At 58.4% G+C, this 15,545-nt stretch carries 11 protein-coding genes and 1 pseudogene; 9 read left to right on the top strand and 3 right to left on the bottom strand.

Translation table 11 applies throughout. The features are described from left to right. From D8U69_RS13115 to D8U69_RS13085, 7 genes and pseudogenes are all read left to right on the top strand, one after another. Nucleotides 1-170: pseudogene (locus D8U69_RS13115) on the top strand (amino acid ABC transporter permease); the annotation flags it as partial. A gap of 8 nt (nucleotides 171-178) precedes the next feature. Beyond that, nucleotides 179-841 carry an amino acid ABC transporter permease gene (locus tag D8U69_RS13110; protein WP_056852804.1) on the top strand — a complete coding sequence of 221 codons (663 nt, stop codon included), beginning with the start codon at nucleotides 179-181 and terminating at the stop codon, nucleotides 839-841. Beyond that, nucleotides 838-1,632, top strand: a complete 795-nt coding sequence (locus D8U69_RS13105) for an amino acid ABC transporter ATP-binding protein (RefSeq protein ID WP_130907461.1) — start codon at nucleotides 838-840, stop codon at nucleotides 1,630-1,632. Before D8U69_RS13110 ends, D8U69_RS13105 begins: the two co-directional genes overlap by 4 nt. Nucleotides 1,633-1,662: 30 nt before the next feature. Beyond that, nucleotides 1,663-2,052, top strand: coding sequence for a RidA family protein (locus tag D8U69_RS13100; RefSeq protein WP_056852802.1), 390 nt, complete (start codon nucleotides 1,663-1,665; stop codon nucleotides 2,050-2,052). Nucleotides 2,053-2,223: 171 nt separating this feature from the next. Then, nucleotides 2,224-2,988: an IclR family transcriptional regulator gene (locus D8U69_RS13095; protein ID WP_056852801.1), complete on the top strand. Its 765-nt coding sequence runs from the start codon at nucleotides 2,224-2,226 to the stop codon at nucleotides 2,986-2,988. A 38-nt stretch (nucleotides 2,989-3,026) separates the two neighbouring features. After that, nucleotides 3,027-4,244, top strand: a complete 1,218-nt coding sequence (locus tag D8U69_RS13090) for an amino acid deaminase (RefSeq protein WP_056852800.1) — start codon at nucleotides 3,027-3,029, stop codon at nucleotides 4,242-4,244. 142 nt (nucleotides 4,245-4,386) lie between these two features. Then, the gene (locus D8U69_RS13085) at nucleotides 4,387-5,319 is read left to right on the top strand and encodes a sugar kinase (protein ID WP_130907460.1); all 933 of its coding nucleotides are present in this window, start codon (nucleotides 4,387-4,389) and stop codon (nucleotides 5,317-5,319) included. 139 nt (nucleotides 5,320-5,458) lie between these two features. On the opposite strand, the gene D8U69_RS13080 is transcribed toward D8U69_RS13085, so the two are convergent. Both D8U69_RS13080 and D8U69_RS13075 read right to left on the bottom strand, forming a co-directional pair. Next, entirely contained in the window at nucleotides 5,459-5,734 is a 276-nt protein-coding gene (locus D8U69_RS13080) for a peptidylprolyl isomerase (protein WP_007933743.1), read from the bottom strand. 54 nt (nucleotides 5,735-5,788) lie between these two features. Continuing rightward, complete coding sequence (locus tag D8U69_RS13075) at nucleotides 5,789-8,326, bottom strand: PAS domain-containing protein (RefSeq protein WP_130903421.1); 2,538 nt, start codon at nucleotides 8,324-8,326, stop codon at nucleotides 5,789-5,791. A 111-nt stretch (nucleotides 8,327-8,437) separates the two neighbouring features. On the opposite strand from D8U69_RS13075, the gene D8U69_RS13070 reads away from it, so the two are divergent. Both D8U69_RS13070 and D8U69_RS13065 read left to right on the top strand, forming a co-directional pair. Then, nucleotides 8,438-9,547, top strand: coding sequence for a PilT/PilU family type 4a pilus ATPase (locus tag D8U69_RS13070; protein ID WP_130907459.1), 1,110 nt, complete (start codon nucleotides 8,438-8,440; stop codon nucleotides 9,545-9,547). Between the two features lie 135 nt (nucleotides 9,548-9,682). Continuing rightward, on the top strand, nucleotides 9,683-13,534 hold the full coding sequence (locus tag D8U69_RS13065; protein WP_130907458.1) for a hypothetical protein: 3,852 nt from the start codon (nucleotides 9,683-9,685) through the stop codon (nucleotides 13,532-13,534). A 19-nt stretch (nucleotides 13,535-13,553) separates the two neighbouring features. Here the strand turns inward: D8U69_RS13065 and D8U69_RS13060 are convergent, their stop codons facing one another. Next, on the bottom strand, nucleotides 13,554-15,509 hold the full coding sequence (locus tag D8U69_RS13060; RefSeq protein WP_130907457.1) for an acetoacetate--CoA ligase: 1,956 nt from the start codon (nucleotides 15,507-15,509) through the stop codon (nucleotides 13,554-13,556). Nucleotides 15,510-15,545: the final 36 nt, after the last annotated feature.

Below are 15,545 nucleotides of genomic sequence, written 5' to 3'. Positions count from 1 at the left end.
CGGCGGCGATTGCCGTGCCGGAGCTGACCTATTACGCGCGCAAGATCAATGTCGAAAGCTACCGGGTGATCGAAACCTGGCTGGTGACTACGGCGCTGTATGTCGCGGCCTGTTACCTCATTGCCATGCTGCTGCGTTATCTCGAGCAGCGTCTGGCAATCCGCCGATAGGAGGCTCCATGTACGAATCCCCCAGTTGGTTGCATGAGTTGTGGATCGCGCGCGAGCCGCTCTGGCAAGGCTTCTTGACCAGTGTGCAGGTGTCGGCACTGGCGATTTTGCTGGGCACGGTGGTCGGTATGTTTGCCGGACTGGTGCTGACCTACGGCAAGTTCTGGATGCGCGCGCCGTTTCGTTTTTATGTGGACGTGATTCGCGGCACGCCTGTGTTCGTGTTGGTGCTCGCCTGCTTTTACATGGCCCCGGCATTGGGCTGGCAGATCAGTGCGTTTCAGGCCGGTGCATTGGGCTTGACGCTGTTTTGCGGCTCCCACGTCGCCGAGATCGTGCGCGGTGCCTTGCAGGCACTGCCCCGTGGGCAGATGGAAGCGAGCAAGGCCATAGGCCTGACATTCAACCAGACCCTGGGCTACGTACTGTTACCTCAGGCGTTGCGGCAAATCCTGCCGACCTGGGTCAACTCGTCCACCGAGATCGTCAAGGCCTCGACGCTATTGTCGGTGATCGGCGTGGCCGAGTTGCTGCTCAGCACCCAGCAGGTCATTGCCCGAACCTTCATGACCCTGGAGTTTTATCTGTTCGCCGGTTTTCTGTTCTTCGTCATCAACTACGGCATCGAATTACTCGGCCGGCACATTGAAAAGCGGGTGGCCTTGCCATGACTCAAACTCAATCCAATAGTCAAAACGGCCAGCCGCTGCTGGACATTCGCGGCTTGCACAAGCGTTATGACCAGTTCGAAGTGCTCAAGGGCGTTGACCTGAGCATGCAGCGCGGCAACGTGGTGACGCTGATCGGTTCCAGCGGTTCGGGCAAGACCACCTTGCTGCGCTGCGTGAACATGCTTGAAGAATTCCAGGGCGGGCAGATCCTGCTCGACGGCGAGTCCATTGGTTATGACGAAGTCAATGGCAAGCGCATTCGTCACCCGGAAAAAGTCATCGCCCGCCATCGCGCGATGACTGGCATGGCGTTTCAACAATTCAATCTGTTCCCGCATCTGACTGCGTTGCAGAACGTCACCCTCGGGTTGCTCAAGGTCAAAAAGCTGCACAAGGACCAGGCCGTGGCCCTGGCGGAGAAATGGCTGGAGCGGGTCGGCCTGCTGGAACGCCGCGACCACTTTCCCGGGCAGTTGTCCGGCGGCCAGCAACAACGCGTGGCGATTGCCCGGGCGATTGCGATGAACCCGAGCCTGATGCTGTTCGACGAGGTCACTTCGGCCCTCGACCCTGAGTTGGTGGGCGAAGTGCTCAACGTGATCAAGGGCCTGGCGGAAGACGGCATGACCATGCTGCTGGTGACCCACGAAATGCGCTTTGCCTTCGAGGTCTCGGACAAAATCGTATTCATGAATCAGGGGCGTATCGAAGAGCAGGGGCCACCCAAGGAACTGTTCGAACGCCCGCAATCGCCGCGTCTGGCGGAATTTCTCAAAAATACGCGTTTTTGATCTTTCAACTATCAATCAGGAGAAACACTCATGAGCATTACTCGTTACGGCACCGGCAGCACCGCCGCTGGCGGCGCGCCCCGTCCTTTCGCCCGCGCCGTTGAAGCCGATGGCTGGCTGCACGTTTCCGGGCAGGTGCCGGCGGTGGATGGCGAGATCATTGTGGGCGGCATTGTCGAACAGACCCACCAGACCATGAAGAACCTGATCGCGATTCTGCAAGAGGCCGGTTATGGCCTGGAAGATGTGGTGCGTGCCGGCGTGTGGCTGGAGGATCCGCGGGATTTCAGCAGTTTCAACAAGGTCTTTTCCGAGTACTTCAAACCGGAACACGCCCCGGCCCGCGCCTGCGTGCAGGCGAACATGATGGTCGACTGCAAGGTCGAGATCGACTGCATTGCCTACAAGAAAAAGGCCTGAACCGGCGGTGACTGCATCGCTGGCAAGCCAGCTCCCACAGGTGTTGTGTATTGCCACAGATTGCCGGCACACCCTAAATCCCTGTGGGAGCTGGCTTGCCAGCGATGGCGGCCTCACAGTCAACACTGCACACTCGGTAAACTCCCGGCATTTTGAAGGGGAACCACTGACATGACTGAAGACACCATCAAGCGCCGGGCACGCGGTCTGGACCGGGCGTTCGATATCCTCGATTTCCTCAAGGAAGTCGGCCAGCCCCTGCGCCCGAACGATATCGCCAATGGCATCGGCAGCCCAAAATCCACGGTCTACGAACTGGTGGCTTCATTGCTCGAACGCAGGATTCTGGAGCCGGTGGGCAAGGACGGCCACGTCTACCTCGGTCGTCAGCTGTACTTCCTCGGGCAGGCGCATTTGCGTCATTTCGATCTGACCCGCGAGGCCGATCTCGCCTTGCAGGAGATCGTCAGCCAGACCCATGAAACCGCGCAGATGTGCCTGCTCAACGGGCGCAAATACACCGTGGCGTTGATGAAAGAGGGCGAGCGGCATTTTCGTATTTCCTCGGACATCGGCGAGAACGCGCCGATTCCCTGGACCGCGTCCGGGCGCCTGTTGCTGGCGCACCTCAGTGACCAGCAAATCGTCGAGCTGATCGACCACGACGACTTCATCCTGCCCGACGGCGACCGCTTGCCGCTGGAGCAATTCCTGGCGGAAATTCGTCAGGCCGGGCGCGAGGGTTTTTTCTCTTTCGATAGCGTCGCCGACACGTTTACCCATTGCTTCGCCGCCCCGGTCAAAGACCCGAACGGCGTAGCCATCGCGACCCTGTGCATCGTCGCCCCGCGAGCCGATGCCAAGAACAATTACAACGACTACCGCCGGGTGCTGATCGACAGCGCCAACAGCCTGGCCCGTCGCATCAACGAATAAAGCGGCTGCCTGCGGCCGCGAATGTGAGGAGTTCGATCATGTCTTCTGCCAAGAATACTGCCGCCGTGGAAAAGGGCTTTGCCCACATTGGCGCCAACCTGGTGCGCGACGTCAGCCTGCCGGCGCTGGTGCTGCACCGTGAAGCGCTGGAACACAACATCCGCTGGATGCAGGACTTTGTCAGCAACAGCGGCGCTGAACTGGCGCCCCACGGCAAAACCAGCATGACCCCGGCGCTGTTTCGTCGGCAACTGGACGCCGGCGCCTGGGGCATCACCCTGGCCAGCGCCACGCAAACCCGCGCGGCCTACGCCCATGGCGTGCATCGGGTGCTGATGGCCAACCAACTGGTCGGTACGCCGAACATGGCGCTGATCGCCGATCTGCTGGCTGACCCTGCGTTCGACTTCTATTGCATGGTCGACCACCCGGACAACGTCGCTGACCTCGGCGCCTATTTCGCCTCGCGCGGCGTTCGCTTGAACGTGATGATCGAGTACGGTGTGGTCGGTGGACGTTGTGGTTGCCGCAGCGAGCAGCAAGTGCTGGATCTGGCCAAGGCCATCGCTGCGCAACCGGCACTGGCCTTGACCGGGATCGAAGGTTACGAAGGCGTGATCCACGGTGATCACGCGGTCAGCGGGATTCGAGCGTTTGCCGGCTCGCTGGTTCGCCTGGCAGTGCAGTTGCAGGACAGCGGCGCGTTTGCCATTGCGAAACCGATCATCACCGCTTCCGGCTCGGCCTGGTATGACTTGATTGCCGAAGAGTTCGAGGCGCAGAACGCTGCTGGGCGATTCCTCAGCGTCTTGCGCCCGGGCAGTTATGTCGCCCACGACCATGGCATCTACAAAGAAGCGCAATGCTGCGTCCTCGACCGTCGCAGTGATTTGCACGAAGGCCTGCGCCCGGCGCTGGAAGTCTGGGCGCACGTGCAGTCCTTGCCGGAGCCGGGCTTCGCGGTGATTGCCCTGGGTAAGCGCGATGTGGCCTACGACGCCGGTTTGCCGGTGCCGCTGCTGCGTTACAAGGCTGGCGTGGTGCCGGCCAAGGGCGACGATGTCGGTGCCTGCAAGGTGACGGCGGTGATGGACCAGCACGCGTTCATGACCGTGGCGCCGGGGGTAGAACTACGCGTGGGTGACATTATTTCGTTCGGCACTTCGCACCCGTGCCTGACGTTCGACAAGTGGCGCATGGGGTGTCTGGTGGATGAGCAGTTGAGCGTTATCGAGACCATGGAAACCTGTTTCTAACCACACCTGCTCGTTCCCACGCTCTGCGTGGGAATGCCGCCAGGGACGCTCCGCGTCCTGCTTGCGAATGTGACGCAGAGCGTCACGGGATGCATTCCCACGCAGAGCGTGGGTACGATCGTTTGAGAGAGCCTCCACCCTAATGAACACCATCAACACCCTCGGCCCCAACACCCCGCGCATCGCCCTGATCGGCGAATGCATGATCGAGCTGCAACAGCGCGCCGACGGCAGCCTGCAACAAAGCTTCGGCGGCGATACCTTGAACACCGCGGTCTACCTGTCCCGTGAGCTGGGTGCCGCCGGCAGCGTCGACTATGTCACCGCGCTGGGCGACGACAGTTTCAGCGATGCCATGTGCCAGAGCTGGGCCGAAGAAAACATCGGCCTGGACATGGTTCAGCGTTTACCCGGGCGTTTGCCGGGTTTGTACTGCATTCAGACCGATGCCGCCGGCGAGCGTCGTTTCCTTTATTGGCGCAATGAAGCCGCGGTGCGCGATTGCTTCACCACCCCGGCCGCCGCGCCGATCCTGGCGGCGTTGCCGGATTACGATGTGCTTTATTTTAGCGGCATCACGCTCGCGGTCCTTGGCGTACAAGGTCGGGGAAAACTGTTGGAAACCTTGATCGAAGCCCGTCAGCGTGATGCGCGAATCGTCTTCGACAACAACTATCGGCCACGGCTGTGGGCTTCGCTGGAGGATGCGCGGGCGGCCTACCGCAGCGTTTTGCCGTATGTCGATCTGGCGTTGCTGACCGTCGATGACGAACAGGCGCTGTTCCATTTTGCCGATTGCGAGGCGGTGTTCGCCGCGTACGAGCAGATCGGCACGCCGGAAGTGGTGCTCAAGCGAGGTGCCGAAGCGTGCCTGATTCGCTGTGTTGGTGAGTCATTTGAAGTGCCGGCGCAGAAGGTCGAGCGGGTGGTGGATACCACGGCGGCAGGGGATTCGTTCAGTGCGGCGTATCTGGCCTCGCGGCTCAGGGGCGGGAGCCCGGTGGAGGCTGCCGAGGCGGGGCATCGGTTGGCGAGCCAGGTGATTCAGGTACCTGGGGCGCTGACTCCAGGATAACAGTAGCATGGCCGATGGCTGCGCCATCGGATCGCTGGCAAGCCAGCTCTCACAGGTTTTTTGGTGTGGCTGACATCTCTGGCCACCCACAAATCACTGGGAGCTGGCTTGCCAGCGATGCGGCCAGAAAGCCAGCCGCTCAATCCCGGTAAAACACCTGCACCAGGTGATACCCGAACTTGCTCTTGATCGGCCCATGCACCACCCGCAACGGTTTCTTGAAGATCACCGCATCAATCGCCCCAACCATCTGTCCTGGCCGCACTTCACCCAGGTCACCGCCACGTTTGCCGGAGGGGCAAGTGGAATACTTTTTCGCCAGCACATCAAAAGCCTCGCCTTTGGCGATGCGTTGCTTGAGCTGCTCGGCTTCTTCCGAGGTTTTCACCAGAATGTGGCGGGCTTGAGCTTTCATGGGGTAGATACCTTGTAACGGTGTTCACGGCGGGGCGCGCGATTATGCCCTAAGTCACTGGGGTTGGCCGATCATCGTGCGAATCTTGTTGGCCAACAGATCAATGGAGAACGGTTTGGCCACCATGTCCATGCCTTCTTCGAGAAAGCCCTGACGTTCGGCCGCCATCTGCGCATACCCGGTCATGAACAGCACTTTCAGCGCCGGACGATACTGGCGGGCGATTTCCGCCAATTGCCGACCGTTCATACCCGGCAGGCCGACATCCGTCACCAGCAGGTCGACCCGCATGTCGGACTCCAGCAAGGGCAGGGCGGATTTCGCATCTTCGGCTTCGTGTGCGTGATACCCCAGTTCCTTGAGCAGGTCTCGCACCAACATGCGCACCGCCGGGTCATCCTCGACCAACACCACGGTTTCCCCGGCAATGGCCGGTGGCGCTTCGCTGATCACCGGCGACAGCACATCTTCGGGTTCCATGACTCGCAGACGCGGCAGATACAAACGCACACTGGTGCCCTGGCCCGGCAGGCTGAACAGGCTGACGTGGCCGCCCGACTGTTGCGCAAAGCCATAAATCATCGATAACCCAAGCCCGGTGCCCTGACCGATGGGTTTGGTGGTGAAGAACGGATCGAACGCCTTGGCCAGGACTTTGGGGGTCATGCCGGTACCGTTGTCCGTGACGGCGATCATCAGGTAATCGCCGGCCTTGACCGGTTCCAGCGTATTGATGTCGCTGCTGTCGAGGTAGACGTTGGCGGTTTCGATACGCAGCTCACCGCCATCGGGCATGGCATCCCGAGCGTTTATGACCAGGTTGAGCAGGGCGTTTTCCAGTTGGCTGACGTCAGTGCTGACCGGCCAGGCATCTTCGGCCAGTTGCAACTTGAGTTCGATGTGATCGCCCTTGGTTCGCCGCAGCAGGTCTTCCAGGGAATGGATCAGATCGTTGGCGTTCAGCGGTTTGCGATCCAGCGACTGGCGCCTGGAAAACGCCAGCAGGCGATGGGTAAGAGCGGCGGCGCGGTTGGCCGAGGACACCGCCGCCTCGGTGAAGCGGCCGATTTCTTCCGTGCGCCCTTCGGCGATGTAGCGCTGCATCAGGTCAAGGCTGCCGATGATCCCGGTGAGCATGTTGTTGAAGTCATGGGCGATACCCCCCGTCAGCTGGCCCACCGCTTCCATCTTCTGCGCATGGCGCAAGGCGTCTTCCGCGCGTTCGCGCTCGACCATCTCGTTTTGCAGACGCTGATTGCTTTCGGCCAGTTGCCGGGTGCGGGCGGCAACGCGCTCTTCGAGGGTTTCGTTGAGGTTACGCAGGGCTTCTTCGGTCTGCTTGCGCTCGGTTTCGTCGATCACGAAGATGTAGAAACCGTTTACCGAGCCATCGGCACCGTGACGTGGCAAGTAATTCATCAAGGCATGGCGGATACTGCCGTCACGGTGCGGCGTATTGAGGCTGAAGCAGCATGGTTTGCCGCTCAATGCCTGGGCGATGTGCTCGGCGCGCAGGGCGTAGGCCTCATCGCCCAGGACTTCCCGAACCGTGCGGCCATAGAGCTCCTGTGGTGTCAGGCCGTACCAGTCCAGATACGCGGCGTTGTTCAGGCGAAAGCGTTCCTCACGGTCGACATAGCTGATCAGAATCGGCATGGCGTTGATGATCAACTGCAACTCGGTCTGGCTCTGACGCAGGGCCTGCTCGGTATTCTTGCGTTCGGTCAGGTCCAGGGCCGCGCCGAGGAAACGGATCGGCCGGCCGTGATGGTCCTTGTAGCAACGCCCGCGGGCAAACACCCAACGCACTTGGCCATCTGGCTGCAGCAGGCGATATTCCTCGGCGTATTCGGTGCCGTGGGTGATGCAGTGCTTGATGCTGCGGGCGATCATGGCGCGGTCTTCGGGGTGGACGCCGTGCAGGTAATCGCTGATCGGCAGTTGGCCGGCCATGGCCGGATCGATACCGTGCAGTTGGGCGAAATGCGCATCGGCGATGAAGCGGTCCTCGCCGATATCCCAATCCCAGGTGCCCACCGCGTCGGTGGCAGAGAGCGCCAGTTGCAGGCGCTCCTCGGTGTCTTGCTGTGCCTTGAGGCTGGCGGCCGAGCGCTGTTCAAGTTCCAGGGCGATGCGCCGTCGCTCATTGGTTTCGATGGCGGTGACCAGAATTCCGGCGACCTGGGCATTCTCGTCGCGGATCGGGCTATAAGTCAGATCAAGCCAGAAGTCGGAATCCTTGCCGTTGCGCTGCAAGGTGAAACGCTGCTCGCTGTAGGTTCGCACCTGGCCTTGTAGGACGGCGCTGTAAATCGGGTCGGTGAAGTCCTGGAGTTCTGGCCAGATCTGGTGTGTAGGCTGTCCGAAAGCGTGCGGATGCTTGCTGCCCGCGAGCAGGGCGAAGCCGTCGTTGTAGATCTGCGTCAGCTGCGGGCCCCAGAGCAGCAACATCGGCATTGGCGAGTGAATCACGATATCCACGGCGGTTCGCAGGCTTTGCGGCCAGGTACTGGCGGCGCCGAGCGGACTGTTCGCCCAGTCCAGTCGGGCAATCAAGGCCTGGGCATCGCTGCCGGTCGGTGATGCGTTCATCAAGTTGTCCTGCACATAAGTCGGTATGGCGGCGTCTACTATTGTTACCAGACGCTGAATGACCGCAATCGGGTCATTTTCCAATTGAATGCTTCGCGGGTGCTTTTTGCCATGGAAATCGATGCGCTGTTGAAACGCCTGGCCAGCCAGGATGGCTCCGACCTTTACCTGTCCACGGGCGCGCCACCCAGCGCGCGCTTCGACGGAATTCTTACAGCGCTTGACGACCATCCCTTCAAGCCGGGAGACATTGCGGCAATTGCCGCGTCCATCATGGACGCCGAACAGCGGCTGGAGTTCGATCGTCAACTGGAGATGAACCTGGCGATCTCCCTGGCGGGGATTGGTCGCTTCCGGGTCAATATCTTCAAACAGCGTAACGACGTGTCGATGGTGGTGCGCAACGTCAAACTCGACATACCACGTTACGAAGACCTCAAGTTGCCGCCGGTACTGCTCGAGACGGTGATGCTCAAGCAAGGTTTGATGTTGTTCGTCGGCGCCACCGGTTCCGGCAAGTCTACCTCGCTGGCGGCCCTGATCGATTATCGCAACCGTCATGCCAGTGGGCATATCGTCACTATCGAAGACCCGATCGAATACGTCCACCGGCACAAGAAATCAATCATCAACCAGCGCGAGGTCGGCGTCGATACCCGCAGTTTTCACGCCGCGTTAAAAAATACCCTGCGTCAGGCGCCAGACGTGGTGCTGATCGGCGAGATTCGCGACCGCGAAACCATGGAGCACGCACTGGCATTTGCTGATACCGGGCATCTGGTGATCTCCACGCTGCATGCTCACAACGCCCATCAGGCGCTGGACCGCATCATCAACTTTTTCCCCGAGGAACGGCGTACGCAGCTGCTCCACGACCTGGGCAACAACCTCAAGGCATTCGTGTCGCAACGGTTGGTGCGCACTCGGGATGGTCAGCGACGGGCGGCGGTGGAAGTGATGCTCGGGACGCCGACCATTGGCGATTTGATCCGGCGCAATGAACTGGATGAACTTAAAAACATTATGGAAAAATCCAAAGAGTTGGGCATGCAGACCTTCGATGGCGCACTGTATGAACTGGTGGTCGAAGGTGTTATCAGCGAGAGCGAAGCATTAAAGAATGCGGACTCGTTTAATAATCTAAAGTTGCGCCTAAAACGTTATAGAGAGGGTGTTTCAATAGTAAGTGGGCCGAGTAGTGAGTGGAATTTGGAGGATTGATTTTATTGGCAGGCAGGTTCGTTATTTGAAGTTTTGAAATATTGTTTCGTAGATTTTTACTGTTTAATTAATCCCGGGTGGGTAAGGATTGATGCTCGTTTAACTAATCAGTGATTAAATCTATGAGGTTGTTTTATGTGTGACAGCTTGAAATATAAAGCCTATCAGTTGTCGGGGTCGGCTTCAGATGTGCAGTGCGAATGGTTAAAGGCCGATGCGGCAGAGCGACAATTGGTATTGCAGCAGTTAAAAACTGTCTTCGATGAACAAGAGGACGAAGGGCCGTATGACTGGCAAGGGTATGAGTTTCCGTTGGTGACGGGGTCTTCTCTCTATGAGGTCCATATGCCAGGGCGAGTGGCATGGAATAATCTGGCTAATCATACGTCCGTGATGGATGAACTCCGCCGCCTCCGTCTCGAGAGTATGGCCTTAACACGTATTAACGACAACGGCGTGTTGGAAATATACAGAAAAAGCACTACAACGTGGGAAGCCGTTGACCTGGAACTCAGCCAGGCATCCCACAACTATCAGAAACTTCTTGTCATAGGGGATATTGCAAGCCAGGCGGGCGGGTACGTATATACAGAGGATTACACTTTTGTTGATCAATGGCTGGAGTTTCATGGGTTGGCGGTTCCCAGGAATGCGAGCGAAACCAGGAATCTGATCGCGTTGTTCGAATTTGATCCTGAAGTTGATGAACTTGGTAACTATTGGCGGCAACTTGCTGCCGATGATCCGTCATTAGTCGTATTGTCGGCTGAGCAACATGCAGCTATTCGTCAGGCCACTGCAAAGCTTATAGCTCCCGACAAAAAGCTGCTGGACAAACTGTATCGCGAAACGAGTGGCACTCTTGCAACGCACGATAACGCCGCTGAATGTATCGTTCAGTTGGTCAGGCATCCGGCGGCCCAAACCTGCGCCAGAAACCTCCTGAAGGAACTGGACTGGTTCGGTGCAACATCTGGGCAAGACGTCTCTGCACAGGATCTTGGGCAACTATTGATAACGGCTATTTTGCTGGAGCTATATCCAGACTTCGGCAAAGCTCAAGGCAGAAAGAGTATCGGCGGGTTCGATTTGTATTCACCAACCAACGTCGAACGATCTTCGTTGAACGTGCGCAAGGAACTGGAAACCTTCCTGCACACCAAAGGCTGGGTGAATCCTGTCCTGGCGCCAATGGCATCGCACCTGCTACTGGCGGAAATTGCGCCGGAATTTCTGGTCAAGGGTGTTCCATCGTCGTTGACGATGGGCTCGGTTGCCTGGGTGGTCTTTTGCCGTGGTGTTGCGCTGGTGGAGGCGGTCACGAAAGGGGCGGCGCTTGTGCTGAGCTACGGGCAAATCATGGCCTACGTCGAACTCGAGCCTGTCAGTTCGCCCCTCTCCCGTCTGCGGGATCTGGCAATGATCGATCCGATTGTTGACTGGGCGTTGTTGAATGGTGTTATCGAGCCAACTGAGCTCACTCAAGCGGCGAAGGAAACGACGGAGCGGGCGATTGCCGCTTTCGAGGCTTACACAGAACACTTCACCCATCTGGCCCGGGTACTGTCCAATCCGTTGCCCAGTAGAGAAGACATCGCTCGCAAAGCCTTGGTAGACGTGGCACCCGGTTGTGATTTCCTCGACAGGAAAGTTATCTATCAACGCCCTGGCCTATATGCCTCGCCCACCGCCATGTCGATGGTCGATTTGCATATGTCAGGAGACCTGGCGAGCGGTGAGTGGGATCTTCGCGCGGTTTTCCCCGATGACACCACGACAACTGACTTGCTGGCCGGTATGACCCATTACACAAGGCCAACCTTCCACGATCCCTCCGTACTCAGCATTTACAAACGTTTCCCTCTGTTGTCGTACCTGGCACCCAACAATGTCGAATTTCATCGGCAATTGCGCGGCTATCTCGGCAATTTGAATAGTGCGGTGGTCACAAACGTGAAATTGGCCCTTTCACACATGCTCCCCTTTGACCTGGAAATCTTTCTGAAAGGCAAGATTACGTTCTTTACCCTTCGCGGTGCAGCGGTAGAGATATCCTCCCGCTATATCGGCGGACCGCTTACGTATGAGACAGATTACGAAACCCAACAAGGCAAAGATGCTGTCACGGGCCGCTTTGGTGTTGTGATGTACGCCATCCACGAAAACTCGGTTGCGTGCTATGAGTTGTTTACATTCAGAGGAGAGCTACGGAAAAACGATGTCCTTGGAAACCTGATCACCTCGAAGGGAAAATGTTCGGGTCGCTCCAGGATCGATTTCACCGGCGATCTGAATGCGCAGGTGGCACCCACGCCTTTGGAAGCGTTGCCTGTCACTCTGAAGGAATACACGGAGGGGGTTGCAGTTGAGCAGCATGCGCGCAGCGACTTGGCGATTATCGAAAAGTTGGGTGAGCTCCCGGCACCAAGGTCTGTGGTAGCGCGCACGCAGAGTACTTACATGAATTTTGGCAACCCGCAGTTTGCAAGGATTGCCGAGTTCGTGGTGAGCCATCATCCGTTCCGCAAGTTTTCCGAAGTTGAAGCAATGGCCACCGTGCCGACTGCGCTTGAAAGCCAGCGCAAAATGGGCAATGAGACTGCCGATTACATCGTGAATCTGGTGGTTCCCTTTAAAAAGTGCATCGAGGATTTATCTTCTGGGGATCACAATAGGGTGGTCGACGGAATCTATGGTTGTGCCATGGACGCCATTGCCTTGGGAGGTGCCTTTGCGGGGGCGGCTGCCAAAGCGCTGAGCATTTCGTCGAAGGCCGTCTCCTTGTCGTCCAAAGCCGCCCAGTTGACCAAGCTAGCCTTCGTGACCTCCGTTTCCCTCATCAACCCGCTGGATGGCGTGCCTACGGCATTGTTCGGTGCCGGGAAACTCGTCCACAAGGGAGCGCTACGCTTTAACAGGCAGGCTCAAGAGATGCTCGGGCTGGCGCAATCACAGTTACAAAAACTCAATGGCCGACACAAAACCTATGACTTGATTCGCGCAGCCAATCGCGCCGATACCACCGGGCAGGGTACCTGGCGACCTCTTGGCGCAACCGGTGACACATTAACGGTGGTGGCAGCGCGTAACGCTCATCAATGGTATGCCCTTGACCGATTGGGCAAACCCTGGGGACCCAGACTGAACAACTTCATCTTTGAGTCACCTATCCAGTTGCCTCGATTCAACAAGACATTGCCCGTCAGCTATACCCGACAGTTCATTGAGCAAAGCTTGCCGCTGGCGCGTACAAAAATCGAAAACGCGATCAACGTCTTGAACAGTCTCGACCTGACGAGGGAGCGCGACGCAATCATCAAGGTGCTGATGGGAAGCAACTCGAGCGATGCATTCGAACGGTTGTTGAGCTATCTGAGATTGGTCAGGGCTGACTTTGCAGGTCTTTCCATCAGTAACATGTTTCTCGATCCGCTCAAGACCACTCACAACATCGCTGCATTGAACAAGGAGGCGTACGAACAATGGAAAGGCGCACAAGACCCATCCAACACGCAATTCATCGAAATCTATACACCCCAACTGAACAAACACTTCATCAGTTTGGGCTTCAACCATGATGTCGTGGCAGACGACTTGATTCATGAGTTGTTCCACGGTGCTTCACAGACTGACGATGTCAGCTATGCCCGCGATGCCGGACGCAACGGCGAAAGAGGGCAGTTGCTGGATGTAGCCGCGCTGCTGAACCTGGCGTCGGGACGTCTGCCGGTTACGGATGAGGGCGATGCCTGTCACGCCAGTGCCAAAACCTTTGAAAATGCTGACTCGCTGGCGGTGACTACCTCGCTGCTGAGCCAGTTGTACACGGACAGAAATGCTTATGAACGCAATATGTCCATCCTGCGCGGCGCAGTCGAAGCAAACGCCGGGCGCGTGATTGACCAGCCGGTTCTGATCACTCTGAACAGCTCACTTGCATCTAAACCTGCCGGTGGAACGCGCCCACCGGGTTCGCACATGGATTAACACGCACCCGCACGATCGTTCACGTGTCGAGTTCCGGCCGATCCCGAAACTGTTCCAGCGCTTCGGGATTGGCCAGCGCATCTGTGTTTTTCACCGCCTGCCCGTGCACTACATTCCTCACCGCCAGTTCAACCACCTTGCCGCTGATGGTGCGTGGTATATCGCTCACTGCAACAATTTTCGCCGGAACATGCCGCGGCGTGGTGTTGGCACGGATGACCTGGCGGATCTGTTGCTGCAATGCTTCGTCCAGCTCAACGCCATCAGCCAGTCGCACGAACAGCACCACCCGCACGTCGTCTTGCCATTGCTGGCCGATAGCGACGCTGTCGATGACCTGCGGGACTTTCTCGACCTGACGATAGATTTCCGCTGTGCCAATGCGCACGCCACCGGGATTGAGCACCGCGTCTGAGCGACCGTGGATCATCATGCCGCCATGGGGCAGTTGTTCGGCGTAATCACCTTGCGCCCAGACTCCGGGAAACTGACTGAAATACGACGCCCTGAGCTTTGCGCCGTCGGGGTCGTGCCAGAGGCCGATGGGCATTGCCGGGAAGTGTCGGGTGCAGACCAGTTCGCCTTTTTCGCCGATCACCGGTTGGCCGTTGTCGTTCCACACTTCAACGGCCATGCCCAGGCTCTTGCCCATGTTTTCGCCGCGTCTGACCGGGCTCAACGGGTTGCCGTTGACGAAACACGAGACGATGTCCGTACCGCCGGACATCGAGGCCAGGCACACGTCAGGCTTGAAATCGCGATAGACGAAATCGTAACTCTGCGGCGAGAGTGCCGAGCCGGTGCAGAGCAAGGTTTTCAGGCTGCCAAGTTCATGGCTGTGCCTGGGTTTGACGCCGCTGCTTTCCAGGGTCGCGAGGTACTTGGGGCTGGTCCCGAAGACGCTGATGCGCTCGTCGTCGATCAGGTCGATCAAACGCTCGGCATCTGGCTGGAAGGGCGAGCCGTCGTACAGCACCACGGCGCTGCCGACTGCGAGGGCCGAGACCAGCCAGTTCCACATCATCCAGCCGCACGTGGTGTAGTAGAACAGGCGTTCGCCGGGGCCGAGATCGCAATGCAGGCCGTGTTCCTTGACGTGTTGCAGCAGCACGCCGCCGGTGCTGTGAATGATGCATTTGGGAACGCCGGTGGTGCCGCTGGAATACAGGATGTACAGCGGATGGGCGAAGGGCACCGGCGTGAAATCCGGTTCGCCACCGGGGAAGTAGAAGTCGTCCCACAGCGTGACGTTGGCCGATGTGTGAAAGTCTTCGATGCGCGCTTCGGGCCGCGCATAAGGCACGATGATCAGTTGCTGCAAGGATGGCAGTCGTTCGAGGATCTCGTTGACCTTGGCGCTCTGGTCGATTTCTTTCCCGGCATAGCGATAGCCGGCACAGGTGACCAGCACTTTGGGTTCGATCTGGCCGAAACGATCGATCACGCCTTGCGTGCCGAAGTCCGGCGAAGAACAGGACCAGATCGCGCCGAGGCTGGTGGTGGCGAGCATGGCCACCAATGTCTGCCAGGTATTGGGCATGCACGCCGTCACCCGGTCGCCCAGGCCGACACCGGCGGCGATCAAACCACTTTGAAAACCGGCGACATGTTCCGCCAGCTCGGCCCAGGTCAGTTGTTCGCGCTGGCCGTTCTCCGCCACGGCCACCACGGCCACGGCATCGTCACGACGGCGCAGCAAATGTTCGGCAAAGTTCAGGGTAGCGCCGGGAAACCACTCGGCGCTGGGCATTTGCGTGCCCTCGACCAATACTGCATCCGGCTGATCGTGAAAACGAATGTCGAAGAAATCGACGATGGCTTGCCAGAACGCTTCACGCTGATCGATGGACCACTGATGCAGGGCAGGGTAGTCGTCGATGTGCAGATGATGCCGCTGATTGACGAAGCGCCGAAAGGCGTCCATGCGGGTCTTGCCGATGCGTTCGGCGCTGGGTTGCCAGAGGATGTCGGACATGGTTTGCCTCTTCTTGTTGTCAGATCGTTCCCACGC

The organism is Pseudomonas sp. Sample_16, assembly GCF_004307665.1.
Lineage (GTDB): Bacteria > Pseudomonadota > Gammaproteobacteria > Pseudomonadales > Pseudomonadaceae > Aquipseudomonas.
Note: the sequence above shows the minus strand (reverse complement) of the source record. Positions and strands in the feature narration are given on the sequence as shown.